General features: G+C 46.0%; 13 protein-coding genes. 10 read left to right on the top strand and 3 right to left on the bottom strand.

Annotated elements, in window-relative coordinates; translation table 11 throughout:
* Positions 1–29: 29 nt before the first annotated feature.
* The 3 genes from prpB to VCHENC03_RS23290 all read right to left on the bottom strand — a co-directional run bounded on the left by prpB (position 30) and on the right by VCHENC03_RS23290 (position 2826).
* On the bottom strand, positions 30–926 hold the full coding sequence (gene prpB, locus VCHENC03_RS23280; RefSeq protein WP_009704401.1) for a methylisocitrate lyase: 897 nt from the start codon (positions 924–926) through the stop codon (positions 30–32).
* 12 nt (positions 927–938) lie between these two features.
* Positions 939–1658 carry a GntR family transcriptional regulator gene (locus tag VCHENC03_RS23285; RefSeq protein ID WP_009696948.1) on the bottom strand — a complete coding sequence of 240 codons (720 nt, stop codon included), beginning with the start codon at positions 1656–1658 and terminating at the stop codon, positions 939–941.
* Positions 1659–1935: 277 nt separating this feature from the next.
* On the bottom strand, positions 1936–2826 hold the full coding sequence (locus tag VCHENC03_RS23290) for a hypothetical protein (protein WP_009704400.1): 891 nt from the start codon (positions 2824–2826) through the stop codon (positions 1936–1938).
* A 134-nt stretch (positions 2827–2960) separates the two neighbouring features.
* On the opposite strand from VCHENC03_RS23290, the gene VCHENC03_RS23295 reads away from it, so the two are divergent.
* From VCHENC03_RS23295 to tssF, 10 genes are all read left to right on the top strand, one after another.
* Positions 2961–4943: a type VI secretion system Vgr family protein gene (locus VCHENC03_RS23295; RefSeq protein ID WP_009704399.1), complete on the top strand. Its 1983-nt coding sequence runs from the start codon at positions 2961–2963 to the stop codon at positions 4941–4943.
* Entirely contained in the window at positions 4943–5551 is a 609-nt protein-coding gene (locus VCHENC03_RS23300; protein ID WP_005443645.1) for a DUF6931 family protein, read from the top strand. Before VCHENC03_RS23295 ends, VCHENC03_RS23300 begins: the two co-directional genes overlap by 1 nt.
* A complete protein-coding gene (locus VCHENC03_RS0125295; protein WP_005426629.1) occupies positions 5548–5850 on the top strand; it encodes a PAAR domain-containing protein in 303 nt (100 codons plus the stop codon). Before VCHENC03_RS23300 ends, VCHENC03_RS0125295 begins: the two co-directional genes overlap by 4 nt.
* A gap of 201 nt (positions 5851–6051) precedes the next feature.
* Positions 6052–7500: a type VI secretion system protein TssA gene (locus tag VCHENC03_RS23305; RefSeq protein WP_009704398.1), complete on the top strand. Its 1449-nt coding sequence runs from the start codon at positions 6052–6054 to the stop codon at positions 7498–7500.
* Between the two features lie 33 nt (positions 7501–7533).
* A complete protein-coding gene (locus tag VCHENC03_RS23310; RefSeq protein WP_005443647.1) occupies positions 7534–8055 on the top strand; it encodes a type VI secretion system tube protein Hcp in 522 nt (173 codons plus the stop codon).
* Between the two features lie 20 nt (positions 8056–8075).
* Positions 8076–8579, top strand: coding sequence for a type VI secretion system contractile sheath small subunit (gene tssB, locus VCHENC03_RS23315; protein WP_005443648.1), 504 nt, complete (start codon positions 8076–8078; stop codon positions 8577–8579).
* The gene (tssC, locus tag VCHENC03_RS23320; RefSeq protein WP_005451931.1) at positions 8579–10057 is read left to right on the top strand and encodes a type VI secretion system contractile sheath large subunit; all 1479 of its coding nucleotides are present in this window, start codon (positions 8579–8581) and stop codon (positions 10055–10057) included. The genes tssB and tssC overlap by 1 nt, the downstream gene beginning before the upstream one ends.
* A 68-nt stretch (positions 10058–10125) precedes the next feature.
* Complete coding sequence (locus VCHENC03_RS23325) at positions 10126–11520, top strand: type VI secretion system contractile sheath domain-containing protein (RefSeq protein ID WP_009704397.1); 1395 nt, start codon at positions 10126–10128, stop codon at positions 11518–11520.
* A complete protein-coding gene (tssE, locus tag VCHENC03_RS23330; RefSeq protein ID WP_005451929.1) occupies positions 11520–11942 on the top strand; it encodes a type VI secretion system baseplate subunit TssE in 423 nt (140 codons plus the stop codon). The genes VCHENC03_RS23325 and tssE overlap by 1 nt, the downstream gene beginning before the upstream one ends.
* The gene (tssF, locus tag VCHENC03_RS23335) at positions 11935–13686 is read left to right on the top strand and encodes a type VI secretion system baseplate subunit TssF (protein WP_009704396.1); all 1752 of its coding nucleotides are present in this window, start codon (positions 11935–11937) and stop codon (positions 13684–13686) included. The genes tssE and tssF overlap by 8 nt, the downstream gene beginning before the upstream one ends.
* Positions 13687–13695 lie beyond the last annotated feature (9 nt).

The raw sequence follows: 13695 nt of genomic DNA, 5'->3' as shown, positions 1-13695 counted from the left end.
TTGGGCTTCCGTTTGTTTCTTTGTTGACCTTATTTACCCTCCGAAAACAGCTTGTCTAACTTATTCTCGTAGTCGTGGTAATTAAGGTGCTCATACAGCTCTTTTCGTGTCTGCATTGAATCAAGCAACGCTTCTTGGTTGCCAACTTCTAGCAAGTGTTTGTAAACGATCTCGGCAGCTTTGTTCATCGCACGGAATGCGCTCAATGGGTACAAAACCATGTCCACTTTGGATTGCGCTAGCTCTTCACAGCCGTACAGAGGCGTTTGTCCAAACTCAGTAATGTTGGCAAGAATTGGAACGTGCTTCCCTGTCGCGTCTTCGAGCGCTGCCGAGAACTGCTGGTATTGGTCTAGCTGGTTCATGGCTTCTGGGAAGATCATGTCTGCGCCCGCTTCCACACATGCAATCGCACGTTCAATCGCACTGTCCATGCCTTCAACCGCCAACGCATCAGTACGAGCCATAATGACAAAGCTCTCGTCATTACGTGCATCCACCGCCGCTTTCACTCGGTCGACCATTTCTTGTTGGCTAACAATCGCTTTGTTTGGGCGATGACCACAACGCTTCTGCGCCACTTGGTCTTCCATGTGCACTGCCGCCGCACCCGCTTTTTCCATCGCTTTGATAGTGCGTGCGATGTTAAAAGCACCACCAAAGCCCGTATCGATATCAACCAATAAAGGCAAATCACACGCGTTGGTGATGCGGTCTACATCCACCAAAACATCGTTCAATGTTGTAATACCAAGATCTGGCAAACCGTAAGATGCGTTAGCGATGCCGCCACCCGACAAATAGATAGCTTGGTGACCCAAGTTTTTCGCCATCATGGCGCAGTATGGGTTAATGGTGCCGACGATCTGCAGCGGATTGTTTTGCTCAATGGCGAGTCTGAACTTCGCCCCCGGAGATAAGCTCATGACAATTTCCTTCTAGTCTTGTTCTCTATCTTTACTTTCAGAATGTAAAATCTGTAATTCGATAAGTTTTCGGCTGCCTGAGATGTGCCTTCTCATCAGCATTTCTGCCAACTCTTCATCACGGTTGCGAATCGCTTGCAGAATGAATTTGTGTTCGTTGAGTGCTTCATTAGGACGAGATTGCGCACGTGGCGATTGGTAACGATACATGCGCAGTAAGTGATATAACTCATCACAAAGCAAAGAGATTAGCTTGCTGTTTCGGCTCGCTTGAATGATTCGATAATGGAAGTCGAAGTCACCATGCTGGTGGAAGTAAGACGATCCTTCAACTTCGTCGATATGTTTGGAATGTGTCGACAATAGCATTTCCAAACTGAGTAATTCTTCTTGAGTGATATAGCGAGCCGCAAGTCTGGCAGCCATACCCTCTAATGCTTCGCGGACGGAATACAATTCGATGAGTTTTTCTGGAGAGAAAGTGATAACGCGAGCACCAACATGCGGAATGCGCTCAATCAAACCAAGTCCTTCAAGGCGCATCATGGCTTCACGTAAAGGACCTCTACTTACTTGATATTTCTTGGCTAATTCAGGCTCTGAGATTTTACTACCCGGTTCTATTTCACCACTCACAATCGCTTCCACTAACGATTCGGTCAGCGATTCAGATTTAGTGTGCTCCTTCTCAGAGACAATCACTTTATGACGAGTTTTCAATTCTGTATTCATATTCAAGGCACTCGTATTTAGAAATCAAAGTGTCAACAATTTGTTAACTTGAATATAAAATAGACGATCAGATTGTCGACAATCAAGCAAATTGTCGACAATTTAGACTAAGGTATAGTGTTATTGAGTGATTTATGAGTGGAAAAACATTCAGTTCTATAAGAGCAAGCTGAAATTGTCGACAATAAAAATTCAATAAATTCATAAAGTAAAAAGAATTAAGGAGCACAACAACTCCCTAATTGGGTTTAATTTGCTAACAAACGGTCGGATTTGCCTAGTTGACCAGTTTGTAGGTTAAGTCTTTTTCATCCAACAAACCGGATTCAACGAGGTTTCTCTCCAACATCATATCTTGCAGTTGTTTCAGCGAATTGATGTTGCCGTAACTGCGGCGGATCTGGTCAAACGCCTGTTCCAGTTGCGGTAAGTTTTGTGCATTCATCTGATCAGTCGTTGCTTCAGAAGCCGCCAAGAACCACTCCACATCCTTGGTGATTTCTTGCACTTGAATCAGGCTTTCACGCAATTTCGCTTGGTAGTGCTCCACCTCTTTGATAGCAGAAAAGAACTCCGTCCAAGCTTGCATGTTATCGATAGCTGATGTGGAAGACATGGTGGTTTTGTTGAGTTTCACTCGGGATTCATTGATCGCCTCTTTAAGCTTGAATAACCGCAAACTGAGTTCATCAGAACGCTTTGGCAGTAACTTAACTTCGTACTTCACTAGCTTACGAATCGCATGAATGTGTTCATCACGCTTACGCGCAGAAAGCGCCAAGAACTCGTGATCGACTTTTCCTACCGAGTTGGTTTTAAGTTGCTTGCGAGCAGATTCAATTTTTTTGTTAAGAAGAGATTTAACCCCTTTCTTTGAGCCTTCTTCCCACGCTTTGCGAGAAGCGGCTTTTAACGCTGCCCCACCTGCGACTTCCAACAGGGCTGCCCCCTCTTTCGAGCCGGGAAATGGAATCATCCCGATACCAGTCCTTACCCCTTTTTGTGCAATATCCATCGCGACCATTTTCTTGTCACGTTTCACCCAGTTCTTTGCAGATTGGTATTTATTACCGAATTTTCTCGCCCAACTTTTGTGATATGACTTACTGTCCTTTTCTACATTTTTCAAAAATTCTTTCGCCATCTTTTTTGCATTTTGACTCGCCATAAAGAACTCCTTTTCTTTTAATAAATCGAATAGCGAATAAGATCTAATACTGCTATTTTTTGAATAATTCGATTAATAATAGTATTTATATTTCAAATTTTTATTATTGAAAAGTTCAAGCATAAGGATATGCAATGGCTGATAAATACAGCAGTTCGGCTAGTTTGATGTCTGCAAAAGACTCAAGTAATCAAGAACATATCATAAGTAATGCAACAATAAAGCAAGCCTTGTCAGAGCCCTTTGAAATCAAAGCAATGCTGGTATCCAGTGGCTTTGACATGCAAGATCAACTAGGTCAGTTCCTTACCATAAACCGTTATTTCAACGAATCTGGCAGCAATACACTCAATCGTTCCTACAATGGAGTTGTGACATTGATCCAACATTTAGGAATGGATTCTAATTTGCAGAATCACCAATACGAAATAACGCTTAAACCTTGGTTTTGGTTATTAAAACACACACATTCTTTCCGGGTTTATCAAAATCAATCCACACAAGAAATTGTCAGTGATATTTTCGATAACGCAGGTTTCAAAGGTAACTATAAAATATCCAGCATGCCTTCGACCAAGCGTGAATATTGTTTGCAATATAACGAATCGGATTTTGACTTCGTTTCTCGCCTGCTCGCTGAGGAAGGCGTTCATTATTATTTTGAGCATGCGAGTGGTTCACACACTATGATTTTGCAAGATGCTCAAACTCCATTTGATAAAGCCAGCACTGCAAAATTTGATATGAAGGAAACGCCGACAGGCTCACTTCCTTTGCTTGAAAATTGGTGCCCTACCGTTGCTTTTCATGGAGCGAGTGTCGAGCTATCAAGCTACGATTATTCGCAGACGAAACTCATCACCAGCGGCAGTAAAACCTCCAGCAATACCATTGCCAACAACACTAAACTTGCCAACACGCGTTACCCGACTTTGGGTATCAGCGGGGACATGACGGATCTCTCTAGTAATCTTGCCAAGCGTCGAATCGAGTATGTTGAGCAGGATTACCAAAGTGTCATTGCCAGCGCAAAACATGATCTCTTCGAGCTCGGTACTTACTTCTCGCTTTCAAGCCATTTAGATAAAGATCAACTTGGTGACTTTTCGGTCATTAGCATGGAAGTGGAATACACTGAAAATGCACAGAGCAGCACCAGACTGAAAGTGATCCCAAAAGATACTCCTCACTACCCGCGACCTCGCTCAAAACAAGTGGTTCAGGGCTTGCAAAGCGCAGTCGTTGCTGGCTCAACCGCGGGTGATATTAATCAGGACGAACAAGGTCGCGTGCGTATTCAGTTCCAATGGGATACAGACGCAAGTGGTGACAAAACCAGTTGCTATGTTCGTGTCGCACAAATGCTTGCGGGAAGTGGTTACGGTGCTCAGTTTGTGCCGCGTGCCGGGCAAGAAGTTCTGGTCTCTTTCATTGATGGCGATCCAGATAGACCAATCATCACGGGCAGCGTTTACAACAGCAAAAATGCCCCGCCTTATGCCGAAGCCAATACAACAAAGTCTGGCATCAAAACCCAACTTTCTGGACAGAGTAACGAGCTCTACTTCGATGATAAAAAAGACAATGAACTGCTTTACCTTCATGCAGCCAAAGACCTGACGCAGGAAGTTGAAAACAACCAAACCGAAACCATTAAGGGCGAATTGAGCCAGACGGTCACCAAAGCGGTATCAGTGTCGACAGAAGACAACTACTCGCTGAGCGTAACCAAAGCACTTAGCGAAAAAGCCAAGTCGATTTCGATTGAAGCTGACGATTCTATCGAGCTCAAAGTTGGCTCAAGCAAAATAACCCTGTCCTCATCATCCATTGCCATCGAAGCAACCAATATCGACATCAAAGCGAGCAGCGCACTGAATTTGGAAGGGACCAACGTCACCAGCAAAGCCACTTCAGCCAACAAGGTTTCAGGCACCACGACGGCGCTTGAAGCAACCAGTTCAAACAGCATTTCTGGCCTGAGTATTTCCATCAAAGCGGACACCACGCTCTCTGCTGAAGGCTCTTTGAGTGCGGAGTTTAAATCAGGCCTCAAAGCGACATTCGATGGTGGCGTAATGGGTGAAGTGAAAGGCGCAATTGTAAAGGTTAACTAATGAAATATAAGAAGATTCCATACCAAACTGCTGGGCAAATACTACCGAGATTCAAAGCCAGTGACGAAGCAAAAGCGCTGCTCGACGAAGAAACCAGCATCAGCGATGCAATTCAATCACTCACAGACAAAGAGCTCTACAACGATCTCGTTCAGTTTTTGACTCACGCTCTACCCGTCCGGGAGGCAATCTGGTGGGGAGCGTTGTGTTTAAATCAACGCAATGAAGAATGGTCACCCCTTCAAAAACAAAGTGTCGAAACGTGTATGGCTTGGGTGCGTTCCCCCTCCGAAGAATTGCGCCGCAAAGCCGAACACCTCTCTCATCGATTGGAACTTAATTGCGGCCCATCTTGGCTTGCTCAAGCGGTATTTTGGAATGGTTCTGGCAGCATCGTTGCACCAGATATTCCACCCGTTATGCCTGATCCATTTCTGTACGCCAAAGCGACTGCAGGAGCGATCAATCACGCAGCCGCCCTTCCTGAATGGGACAAAACTAAACCTTACTATCAAGCCGCAATCGCGATGGCTCTGAATATTGCTGCGGGCGGTCAAGGCACTTCAGATAGCCAATCACAAACTGCAGTACAAGGAGAAGTGCGATGACGTTACCTGCTGCTCGTATCACTGACATGCATGTATGTCCGATGCAGACACCAGCAACCCCACCAATTCCTCATGTGGGTGGTCCGGTCACCGGCCCTGGAGCTCCAACCGTACTGATCGGTAGCTTACCTGCTGCCACTGTGAGTGATGTTTGTGTATGCGTTGGAACCCCGGATTCTATCGCGATGGGAAGCACGACCGTGCTATTAAGCAATAAGCCTGCAGCCCGAATGGGAGACACGACGTCTCACGGCGGAAGTATCGTTGCAGGAATGCCCACTGTACTAATAGGGGGATAAAACCACTTTATAAATCAGGACATTATATTGATAGATGTATTCCTCCGACCAATTTTTTGGATCAATATCTTACTTTTTATTAAATAGTTAATTTTTCTCAGCTATTTCAGAAAATTCTCACTAGACTCAAGTTTACAAACTATGAAACCAGAGTAATGGATTTATCTCTGACTTAATAAAACAATAATTCATGGATTGAATATGGTTAATATTGATAGTCTTTTGGCTCCGATCACAGATGGCTCGCCAAGTGGTGTCTATCTGAAGCTTGATAGAAGTGCCTATCGAGCACTTAGAAACAGTTACAATGCCGCGCAATCATCGTTTCGCCAATTGGTTGAAACGCCTGATGCATCCAGTGATCAAGCACTGCTTGAAAGCAATGATGACAACTGGACACAGTTGCGTACCGCGACATACCACGCCCTCACCCAGTCAAGCAAAGACTTGGAGTTGCTTGGTTGGTATATCACCAGTCAGTTGTTCACCGACGCTCCCTATCGAAATCTTGCCGACGCAACGCAAGTGCTTCTAAGCACCGTGGAGCAGTTTTGGGACTCGCTCAATCCGTTCCTTCCTGAAGACAAACTAAAAAGCGCAGAAGAGTCTGGCATCGCTAGAGAGCGAGCCGAGTTCCGAATGAAACCTCTGCTACAACTTGTCGGCGAAACTCACGATACCACTGCCCTGTATATGCCTTTGCAGTTGATTAGCCTGATTGACGGTATCACCTTTGGCGATTATCTACGCGCAGAGCGCAACGGCTCGCTTAGCGAAATCAAAACTAAAGCGCAAAACCTATTCAACGCTGACACGCAAGACACCTTAATGGATTTGGCGCAAACCTATCAAAATCTTGATGCTATAGAACAAGCCATCGCTCAACAGTGCCAGCCCGTTAATGCCACTCCTGTAAGTTTTAAATTCATCAAAGAAAACATCGCGGAACTGATTAACGCGATCCGTTATCTCACTGAAGACAAGTTTTCTAAATGGCCGCTAGATGATCAATTTAGATTGATTACCGAAGAAGATCAGGCTCCCCCCGTCGTATCAAACTCTCCTGAAACAACCTATCAGGCAACTGAAAATGCAGAAGTAGCACCAACCTCATCAGAGCCAGAAGCAGAACAAATTACGACGACACCGTTGCTAGAGCCGACTCCTTCAAATGAAACACACCAGCCAGCGGCACCCGCTGCGATGAATATCGCTGGTCAGATCCAAAATCGCGACCACGCTTTTCATGAACTTAGAAAGCTCGCCGATTACTTCAAACAAACCGAGCCACACAGCCCTGTTCCGTTCTTGCTAGAGCGCGCGATTCGATGGGGTTACCTAAGCTTGCCAGAACTACTCCAAGAAATGACCGGCGGCAACAGCCAAGTTCTGAGTCATATCAATCAACTCACCGGAATGGACAACTTAGAACAAACCATTCTGAAGACAATTCCTGAACCACAATCAGTGCAAGAGCCGGTTCCAACCGTTTCTGTGTCTGAGGTTCAAAACACCTCTAATGAGGAGTCTCAAAGTGCAACGTCAATTGAACCTACAACGTCAGAGCAAAGCGACACTCCTAATACAACCAACCAACCAGAAGTAAAAACTACTCAATCGTCGAGCGGTATTACCGATTTCGAGTGGTGAAGCAAAAAATGCTAATAAGCAAAGGAGAACCAAATGGCTTCTATTTACATGAGAATTGATGGCACTACACCAAAAGGTGCTGCAACGGTAGATAAGATCGGTGGCAAGGATGGATTTTTTGCTATTGATACAGTGAACTGGAGTGCCGTTCGTGGCGTTGGCATCGACGTCGGTAACGCGAACAACGCAGACCAAGGCATGGTCGCGCTAGGTGAAGTGAACATCACTCGTGGCTGTGATGGTGCAACGCCATACTTAACGACTTTCCTTTACGCACCAGGTGGTGAAGGTAAAACCATCGAAATCGTGATGACCAAACCAAACCGTGAAGGTTCTGGTGCAGATCCATACCTAATCCTGACACTGAGCGCAGCACGTATGTCGAGCTACAACATGGGCGCGTCGGATGGTCACCTGCCAAATGAATCATTCAGCCTGACATACACCGAGATTTCGAAAGCGTACTACATCGAAGGCGAAGGCGGCAAAATCGAGAAAGGGCCTGAAGTGGGCTTTGACGCGACGACAGCGAAAGTTACTTCGACAGCTTCTTAATGGAATAAGGAGATACCATTATGGCACTGAACTCCCAACACAAGCGAGTTAGCAAAAACCGTGTAAGTATTACTTACGATGTCGAGACGAATGGCGCAGTAGAAACCAAAGAACTCCCTTTTGTGGTGGGAGTCGTCGGTGATTATTCGGGTCACAAGCAAGACAAAGAAGACGTGGAAGATCGCACCTTCTATAACGTCGACAAAGACAACTTCGATACTGTCATGAAGCGCGTTGGCCCTGAGTTATCACTCAAAGTGGACAACGTTTTAGTTGATGACGATAGCCAAATCGAAGCGAGTCTGAAATTCTCATCAATGAAAGATTTCGAGCCTGAAGCCATCGTTGAGCAAGTTGAACCGCTCAAGAAGCTTGTTGAGACTCGTAACCAACTCAAAGTACTGCTTTCAAAAGCGGACCGTTCTCGTGATCTAGAGAAGCTACTCAAGGAAGTGCTGCAAAGTGCAGACACTATCAACGCCCTTTCCGATGAGCTAGGCATCCAGAAAGAAGGAGCAGAATAATGACGACGGAAGTTGAAAACCAACCACAAGCAGAAGCGGCTGAAGCTTCGCTGAGCTTTCTGGATCGTGCAATCGAAGCGACCACGCAAACGCCAGCGGACACAACAAAAGAACTGTTCTCAGTGTTGGCAGAGCAAGCGCTAAGCGGCACAGTAACATGGGACAAGAACGTCACCAAAACGATTGAAAACGCCATCGTAGAGATCGACAAAAAGCTTTCTAAACAGCTATCAAAAGTCATGCAAGAAAATGACTTCCAAAAGCTAGAAGGTTCATGGCGTGGTCTGCAAAAACTGGTTAAAGAGAGCGATCTAGGACGCTCACTGAAAATCAAAATGGTCGACTACACCAAAGACGAACTGCTTGATCAATTTGAAGATGCACCAGCCATCGACCGTAGCCCATTGTTTAACGCGGTATACCAAGGCGAATACGGCACAGCAGGTGGTGAACCATACGGTACCTTCATCGGTGACTACGAGTTCAGCGCAAAAGATGAAGACGTCGCCCTACTACGCTACATGGGTGAAGTAGCCGCTGCGTGTCACGCTCCGTTCGTTGCCGCAGCAAACGCAGAAATGTTTGAGTTCAATGACTTCACTACCTTCGAAGAAGGCAAACCTGTCGCGGCTGGTTTTGATTCTCCGGCTTACGCTGCATGGAACTCGTTCCGTGAAAGTGACGACGCGCGCTACGTAACTCTAACACTACCTCGCACACTGGCTCGCCTTCCTTATGGTGAGAAAGGTCTTGGCACCAAGCTGTTTAGCTACGAAGAGTTAAACACTGACCAAGATGGCAACCCGAATCCATCAAGCAATGATGAGTTGGTTTGGTCTAATGCCGCTTACGAGTTAGGTCTGAAAATGACGCAAGCGTTCACTGCGTACGGTTGGTGTACAGCGATTCGCGGTCTGGATAACGGTGGTAAAGTGGAAAACCTACCAAACCTAACGTACAAGACCGAAGCTGGGGACTTGGTTCAGCAATGTCCAACAGAAGTGAACCTAACCGACGAACGCGAGAAAGAGTTAAGTGACCTAGGCTTCTTGCCACTGGTTCACTACAAGAACTCAAACTACGGCGTGTTCATTGGCGGTCAAACAACACAGCAACCTAAGACGTACACAGATCCAGATGCAACAGCAAACGCAGCGATTTCAGCGCGTCTTCCTTACATCATGGCAAGTGGTCGCATCGCTCACTACTTGAAAGTCATGGGTCGCGACAAGCTAGGTTCGAACCTAGAAGCGCCAGACATTCAACGTGAACTGCAATTGTGGATCGATCAATACACCAACGCAGGTGCAATTGGTAACGATCAACGAGCGAAAACGCCATTGGCGGAGTCTCGCATTGAAGTGGTTGAACAACCGGGTAAGCCGGGCGCGTATTCAGCCGTTGCTCACCTAAGACCTTGGCTACAACTTGAAGAACTGACTACGTCGGTTCGTATGGTAGCGAAGATCCCAGGTTAAGCACGATAAAGCTTGGTCGAAGTAGGATGCTTCGACCAAGCCAATTCGATTTAGGTCACAAGGATAGTATGAGTAAGATTTATCACTCAAGTTGGCAGACCCAATTTACACAGCTAGACGATAAAGACAGCGACTTTTTACAAGAGGCGCTCTCTTTACTGTCTCAAGTGTCTCGCTCCGCGCTAGACAGTTCAGATGCGCTTATCACTCATGTTTCGCGCTTGATTGCAGAGATTGACAATAAGCTCTCGAAACAGATGGATAAATTACTGCATCATCCAGAATTTGAGGCACTGCAAACCAATTGGCTAGGGCTTCAAGGCTTAGCCACCCTGCCCGTTAATTACCAACGCACTCAACTCAAGCTTCTCAATATGAGTTGGGAAGAAGTGTCTTCCGACGTCAATCAAGCCTACAGCACCAAAACGTCTGAGCTGTACAATAAGATCGGCAACCAAGAGTTAAACACCTTGGGCGGACATCCATTCGGTTGCTTGTTATTCACACAGCCAGTAGCAGCAGATATGGATTTCGAATCTGACTACGATGATTTGTTCACTGTGGAGCTATTAAGCCGCTTGGGAGAAGCCACGTTATGCCCAATGCTATTTGCTCCGAATCGCGATTTCTTTGTCGAATCTGGTGCTGATTGGCTGTCTGATATCAACCGAATCGAAAAGATCCTTACCAGCCCTGATTACCAATCGTGGCAGTCTTTACGCAGTAAGTCCTCTGCGCGTTTTGTCGGTTTGGTGATGCCAGAAATGTGTATGCGTACACGTTATCAAAACGCCAAAGTGGGATTCATCTACAACGAGAAACAAAACGGACTTTGGGGCAATGCGGGCTTTGCGTTTGTATCCACCATTATGCGAGAGCATCAACGTGTGAGTTGGTTTGGCTTCTTGAAATCTCGTTGGAACGACAACAACCAAGGTGCCGTGGTCAATCAAAGCCAAAGCGATAGCCATTTTCTGATTCAACCACAAACCAAAGTGACCTTGTTTGGGCAACTGTCGACCTTCTACAGTCGAAGTGGTTTTATCCCTCTTACTAAGAGCCCTTTGAGCGATAAGTTTTACTTCAATGGTAACAATTCGATTTGGCACAACAGCGAGTCTGATAACGAGAAAGTCCTCACTCAAATCCAAACCTCGTTGATGTCTTGCCGTATTGCACATTATCTCAAAGTACAAGTACGCGAAATGATCGGTAGCTTCAAAACAGCTGCTGAGTGTGAGTTGTTCCTCTCCCAATGGGTTGAAAAATTCTCTAGTAACGTTGCGTACGCCAATGAAGAAACCCTATCAAAATACCCATTGAGTTTTGCAAAGATCAGCGTGTGCGACTCTGACCATCATCCGGGCAATTTCGTCTGTACATTGCGTATCGTCCCGCAGTATCAATACGACCATTTCAGCGGCGAAGTGGTGCTGACAACAGAATTGGATGAGGTGGCGTAATGAGTTTTTGGCGTACCTTTGTGCAAACAGCCCCTACGACTCGTCGAGATGATATCGAGGACATCAAGTATCACCTGACTCGTCTGTTCGATTCGGAAGCGTCACTGATGAGCATTGATGATCGGTTAACCGAAGTGCAGCGCTCTAACTACCGTTTTGGCATCGAGGATGTGCACCTGTTGAGTGCCAGTCTCGACCACCAGCAATTAGCCCTCAAACTAGAAAACTACATTCGACATTTCGAGCCACGCCTTAGCCAAGTCATGGTTGAACTGGTTGAGCGAAAAGCGGGAGAAAACACCATCGCTTTCAATATCGTCGCCAAAGCCAAAACGGCACAGGGCGAAAAAGAGCTGATTTTTGATTCCAAGATTTCATTAAGCGACATGACCACCGATATGAAGGAGGACTTGTATGAGTGATCCTCTACTGCGTTATTACGAGCAAGAGCTGACTTTTGTTCGCCGTGCTCTCGGTCAATTTGGTTCTGAACATCCAGAACACGCACAACGCCTAAACATCCATCAGGGACAAATCGAAGACCCAAGTTTGGCTCGCTTATTGGATGGCGTGGCACTATTGAATGCCAACGTCGAAAAACGTCTATCTGAGCAAATCCCTGAAGTTGTCGAAGGATTACTTGGCGTACTCTACCCAAGTTACATTCAAACGGTACCGAGTGTGGCATATCTAGAAATGAGCACAGACGCGCCTTCCACCGACAGCACGACGCTTCCCAAAGGCACACGCTTTTCTTCCGAGTCACAAGGCAAAACATGTTTGTTCACCACAACGGACGAGCTCAAAACGACACCATTTGCACTGATTGACACCAAAGCAAGCAGTGCGCCCTTTGAATTCAATCGCCCTCAAGGCAGTGAACAAACTACCGCTGTTATTCAGCTCACCCTGTCTACTGGCGATGATGATGTGCACTTCAGTCAATTAGCGTTAGAAGATCTCGACTTCTTCGTTCAAGGTTTCGAGAACAATGCGGATTCCTTGGTTGAACTGCTGCTCAGTGAAGCGCGTGCAATATCGATTTCCGACATAAATGGCGAGAATCACGCTGTCTTGGCTGCCAATCAGCTCAAGAGCCGAATCAGCGATAAACAGTTTCAATTTCTGCCACAAAAAGGCAATCAATTTTCTGGCTACCATTTGATGAACGAATTTTTCTTCTTCAAAGAGAAACGTCAGTTCTTCCGTCTTAAAGGCTTTGGTGAAGCCTGTCAGCAACATGATTGCTCCACTGTGGTATTAAACCTGTTCATGCACTCTTTGCCGATGGAGTTTATCCGCTTATTCGATAATCAAGTGTTTAAGCTCAATGTGGTGCCTGCGGTGAACTTATTCGAACAAACAGGCGAACCAACCAGCTATGACCAACGCAGCCTGACCATTCCCGTTAATGCCGATGCCCATACCGATAATGAAATTCAAGTGGTCGACATTTTGGATGTGTTTGAGATTACGTCGAGCGGTCAAAAACTGCTGACGCCACTGTTTAAAGACAGTTACCAAAGCGACCCACATTGTGATTACTGGCAAAGCCGAAAAGATTCCACAGGTGAACTGCGATTGGCGATCAGCCTAAATGCCAACCAAGAACTCGAATTCAACAAACTCTATGGTACTCACCTCCTTTGTACCAACGGCAAACAAGCATGCACCATCAACGGTGAGATGACATGTTTGGAACCGATCGATTTGCCCGGTGATTTTCATTCGCTCTACCCGCCGTCAGCTCCGATAGAACGTGAATCTGACGCTAATATGCACTGGCAATTTATCGGGCTTCTGAACAGTAACTTCTCGTCACTTTTGCACTCTGAAGATCCGACTCAGCAGCTTAAGCAAATGCTGCAATTGTGTAGTCGTAATCAGTTGGTAAGCGATGAAATTCAGATGATTCAGTCAGTAAAAGTGCGCTCGCAAGTTTCATCGATGCGCATTCTAGGCAAGAACGTCTTCTCTCCGGGCACAGAGATTGAAATCACTCTCGATACCTCTGGTAACTATCTGACTTTCACCGATGTATTGAATCGCTTCTTCCAACAGTTCTGTAGTTTTGATCGCTACATTCAGCTCACAATTCGTCTTTATGGCAAAGATGGCATTGCGAGGCGTTACCCAAAAATCCACGGGAGCCAGCGCTCGATGTAGCGTGGAAGA

This window comes from Vibrio sp. HENC-03, from assembly GCF_000305755.2.
In the GTDB taxonomy this organism is placed as follows: domain Bacteria; phylum Pseudomonadota; class Gammaproteobacteria; order Enterobacterales; family Vibrionaceae; genus Vibrio; species Vibrio owensii.
Note: the sequence above shows the minus strand (reverse complement) of the source record. Positions and strands in the feature narration are given on the sequence as shown.

Excerpts from the sequence above, each read along its gene's own strand:
- tssC (WP_005451931.1), top strand. The coding sequence starts at position 8,579 with ATGACGACGGAAGTTGAAAACCAACCACAAGCAGAAGCGGCTGAAGCT.
- prpB (WP_009704401.1), bottom strand. The coding sequence starts at position 926 with ATGAGCTTATCTCCGGGGGCGAAGTTCAGACTCGCCATTGAGCAAAAC.
- VCHENC03_RS23285 (WP_009696948.1), bottom strand. The coding sequence starts at position 1,658 with ATGAATACAGAATTGAAAACTCGTCATAAAGTGATTGTCTCTGAGAAG.
- VCHENC03_RS23310 (WP_005443647.1), top strand. The coding sequence starts at position 7,534 with ATGGCTTCTATTTACATGAGAATTGATGGCACTACACCAAAAGGTGCT.
- VCHENC03_RS23295 (WP_009704399.1), top strand. The coding sequence starts at position 2,961 with ATGGCTGATAAATACAGCAGTTCGGCTAGTTTGATGTCTGCAAAAGAC.
- tssE (WP_005451929.1), top strand. The coding sequence starts at position 11,520 with ATGAGTTTTTGGCGTACCTTTGTGCAAACAGCCCCTACGACTCGTCGA.
- VCHENC03_RS23300 (WP_005443645.1), top strand. The coding sequence starts at position 4,943 with ATGAAATATAAGAAGATTCCATACCAAACTGCTGGGCAAATACTACCG.
- VCHENC03_RS23305 (WP_009704398.1), top strand. The coding sequence starts at position 6,052 with ATGGTTAATATTGATAGTCTTTTGGCTCCGATCACAGATGGCTCGCCA.
- VCHENC03_RS23290 (WP_009704400.1), bottom strand. The coding sequence starts at position 2,826 with ATGGCGAGTCAAAATGCAAAAAAGATGGCGAAAGAATTTTTGAAAAAT.
- tssF (WP_009704396.1), top strand. The coding sequence starts at position 11,935 with ATGAGTGATCCTCTACTGCGTTATTACGAGCAAGAGCTGACTTTTGTT.
- VCHENC03_RS23325 (WP_009704397.1), top strand. The coding sequence starts at position 10,126 with ATGAGTAAGATTTATCACTCAAGTTGGCAGACCCAATTTACACAGCTA.
- VCHENC03_RS0125295 (WP_005426629.1), top strand. The coding sequence starts at position 5,548 with ATGACGTTACCTGCTGCTCGTATCACTGACATGCATGTATGTCCGATG.
- tssB (WP_005443648.1), top strand. The coding sequence starts at position 8,076 with ATGGCACTGAACTCCCAACACAAGCGAGTTAGCAAAAACCGTGTAAGT.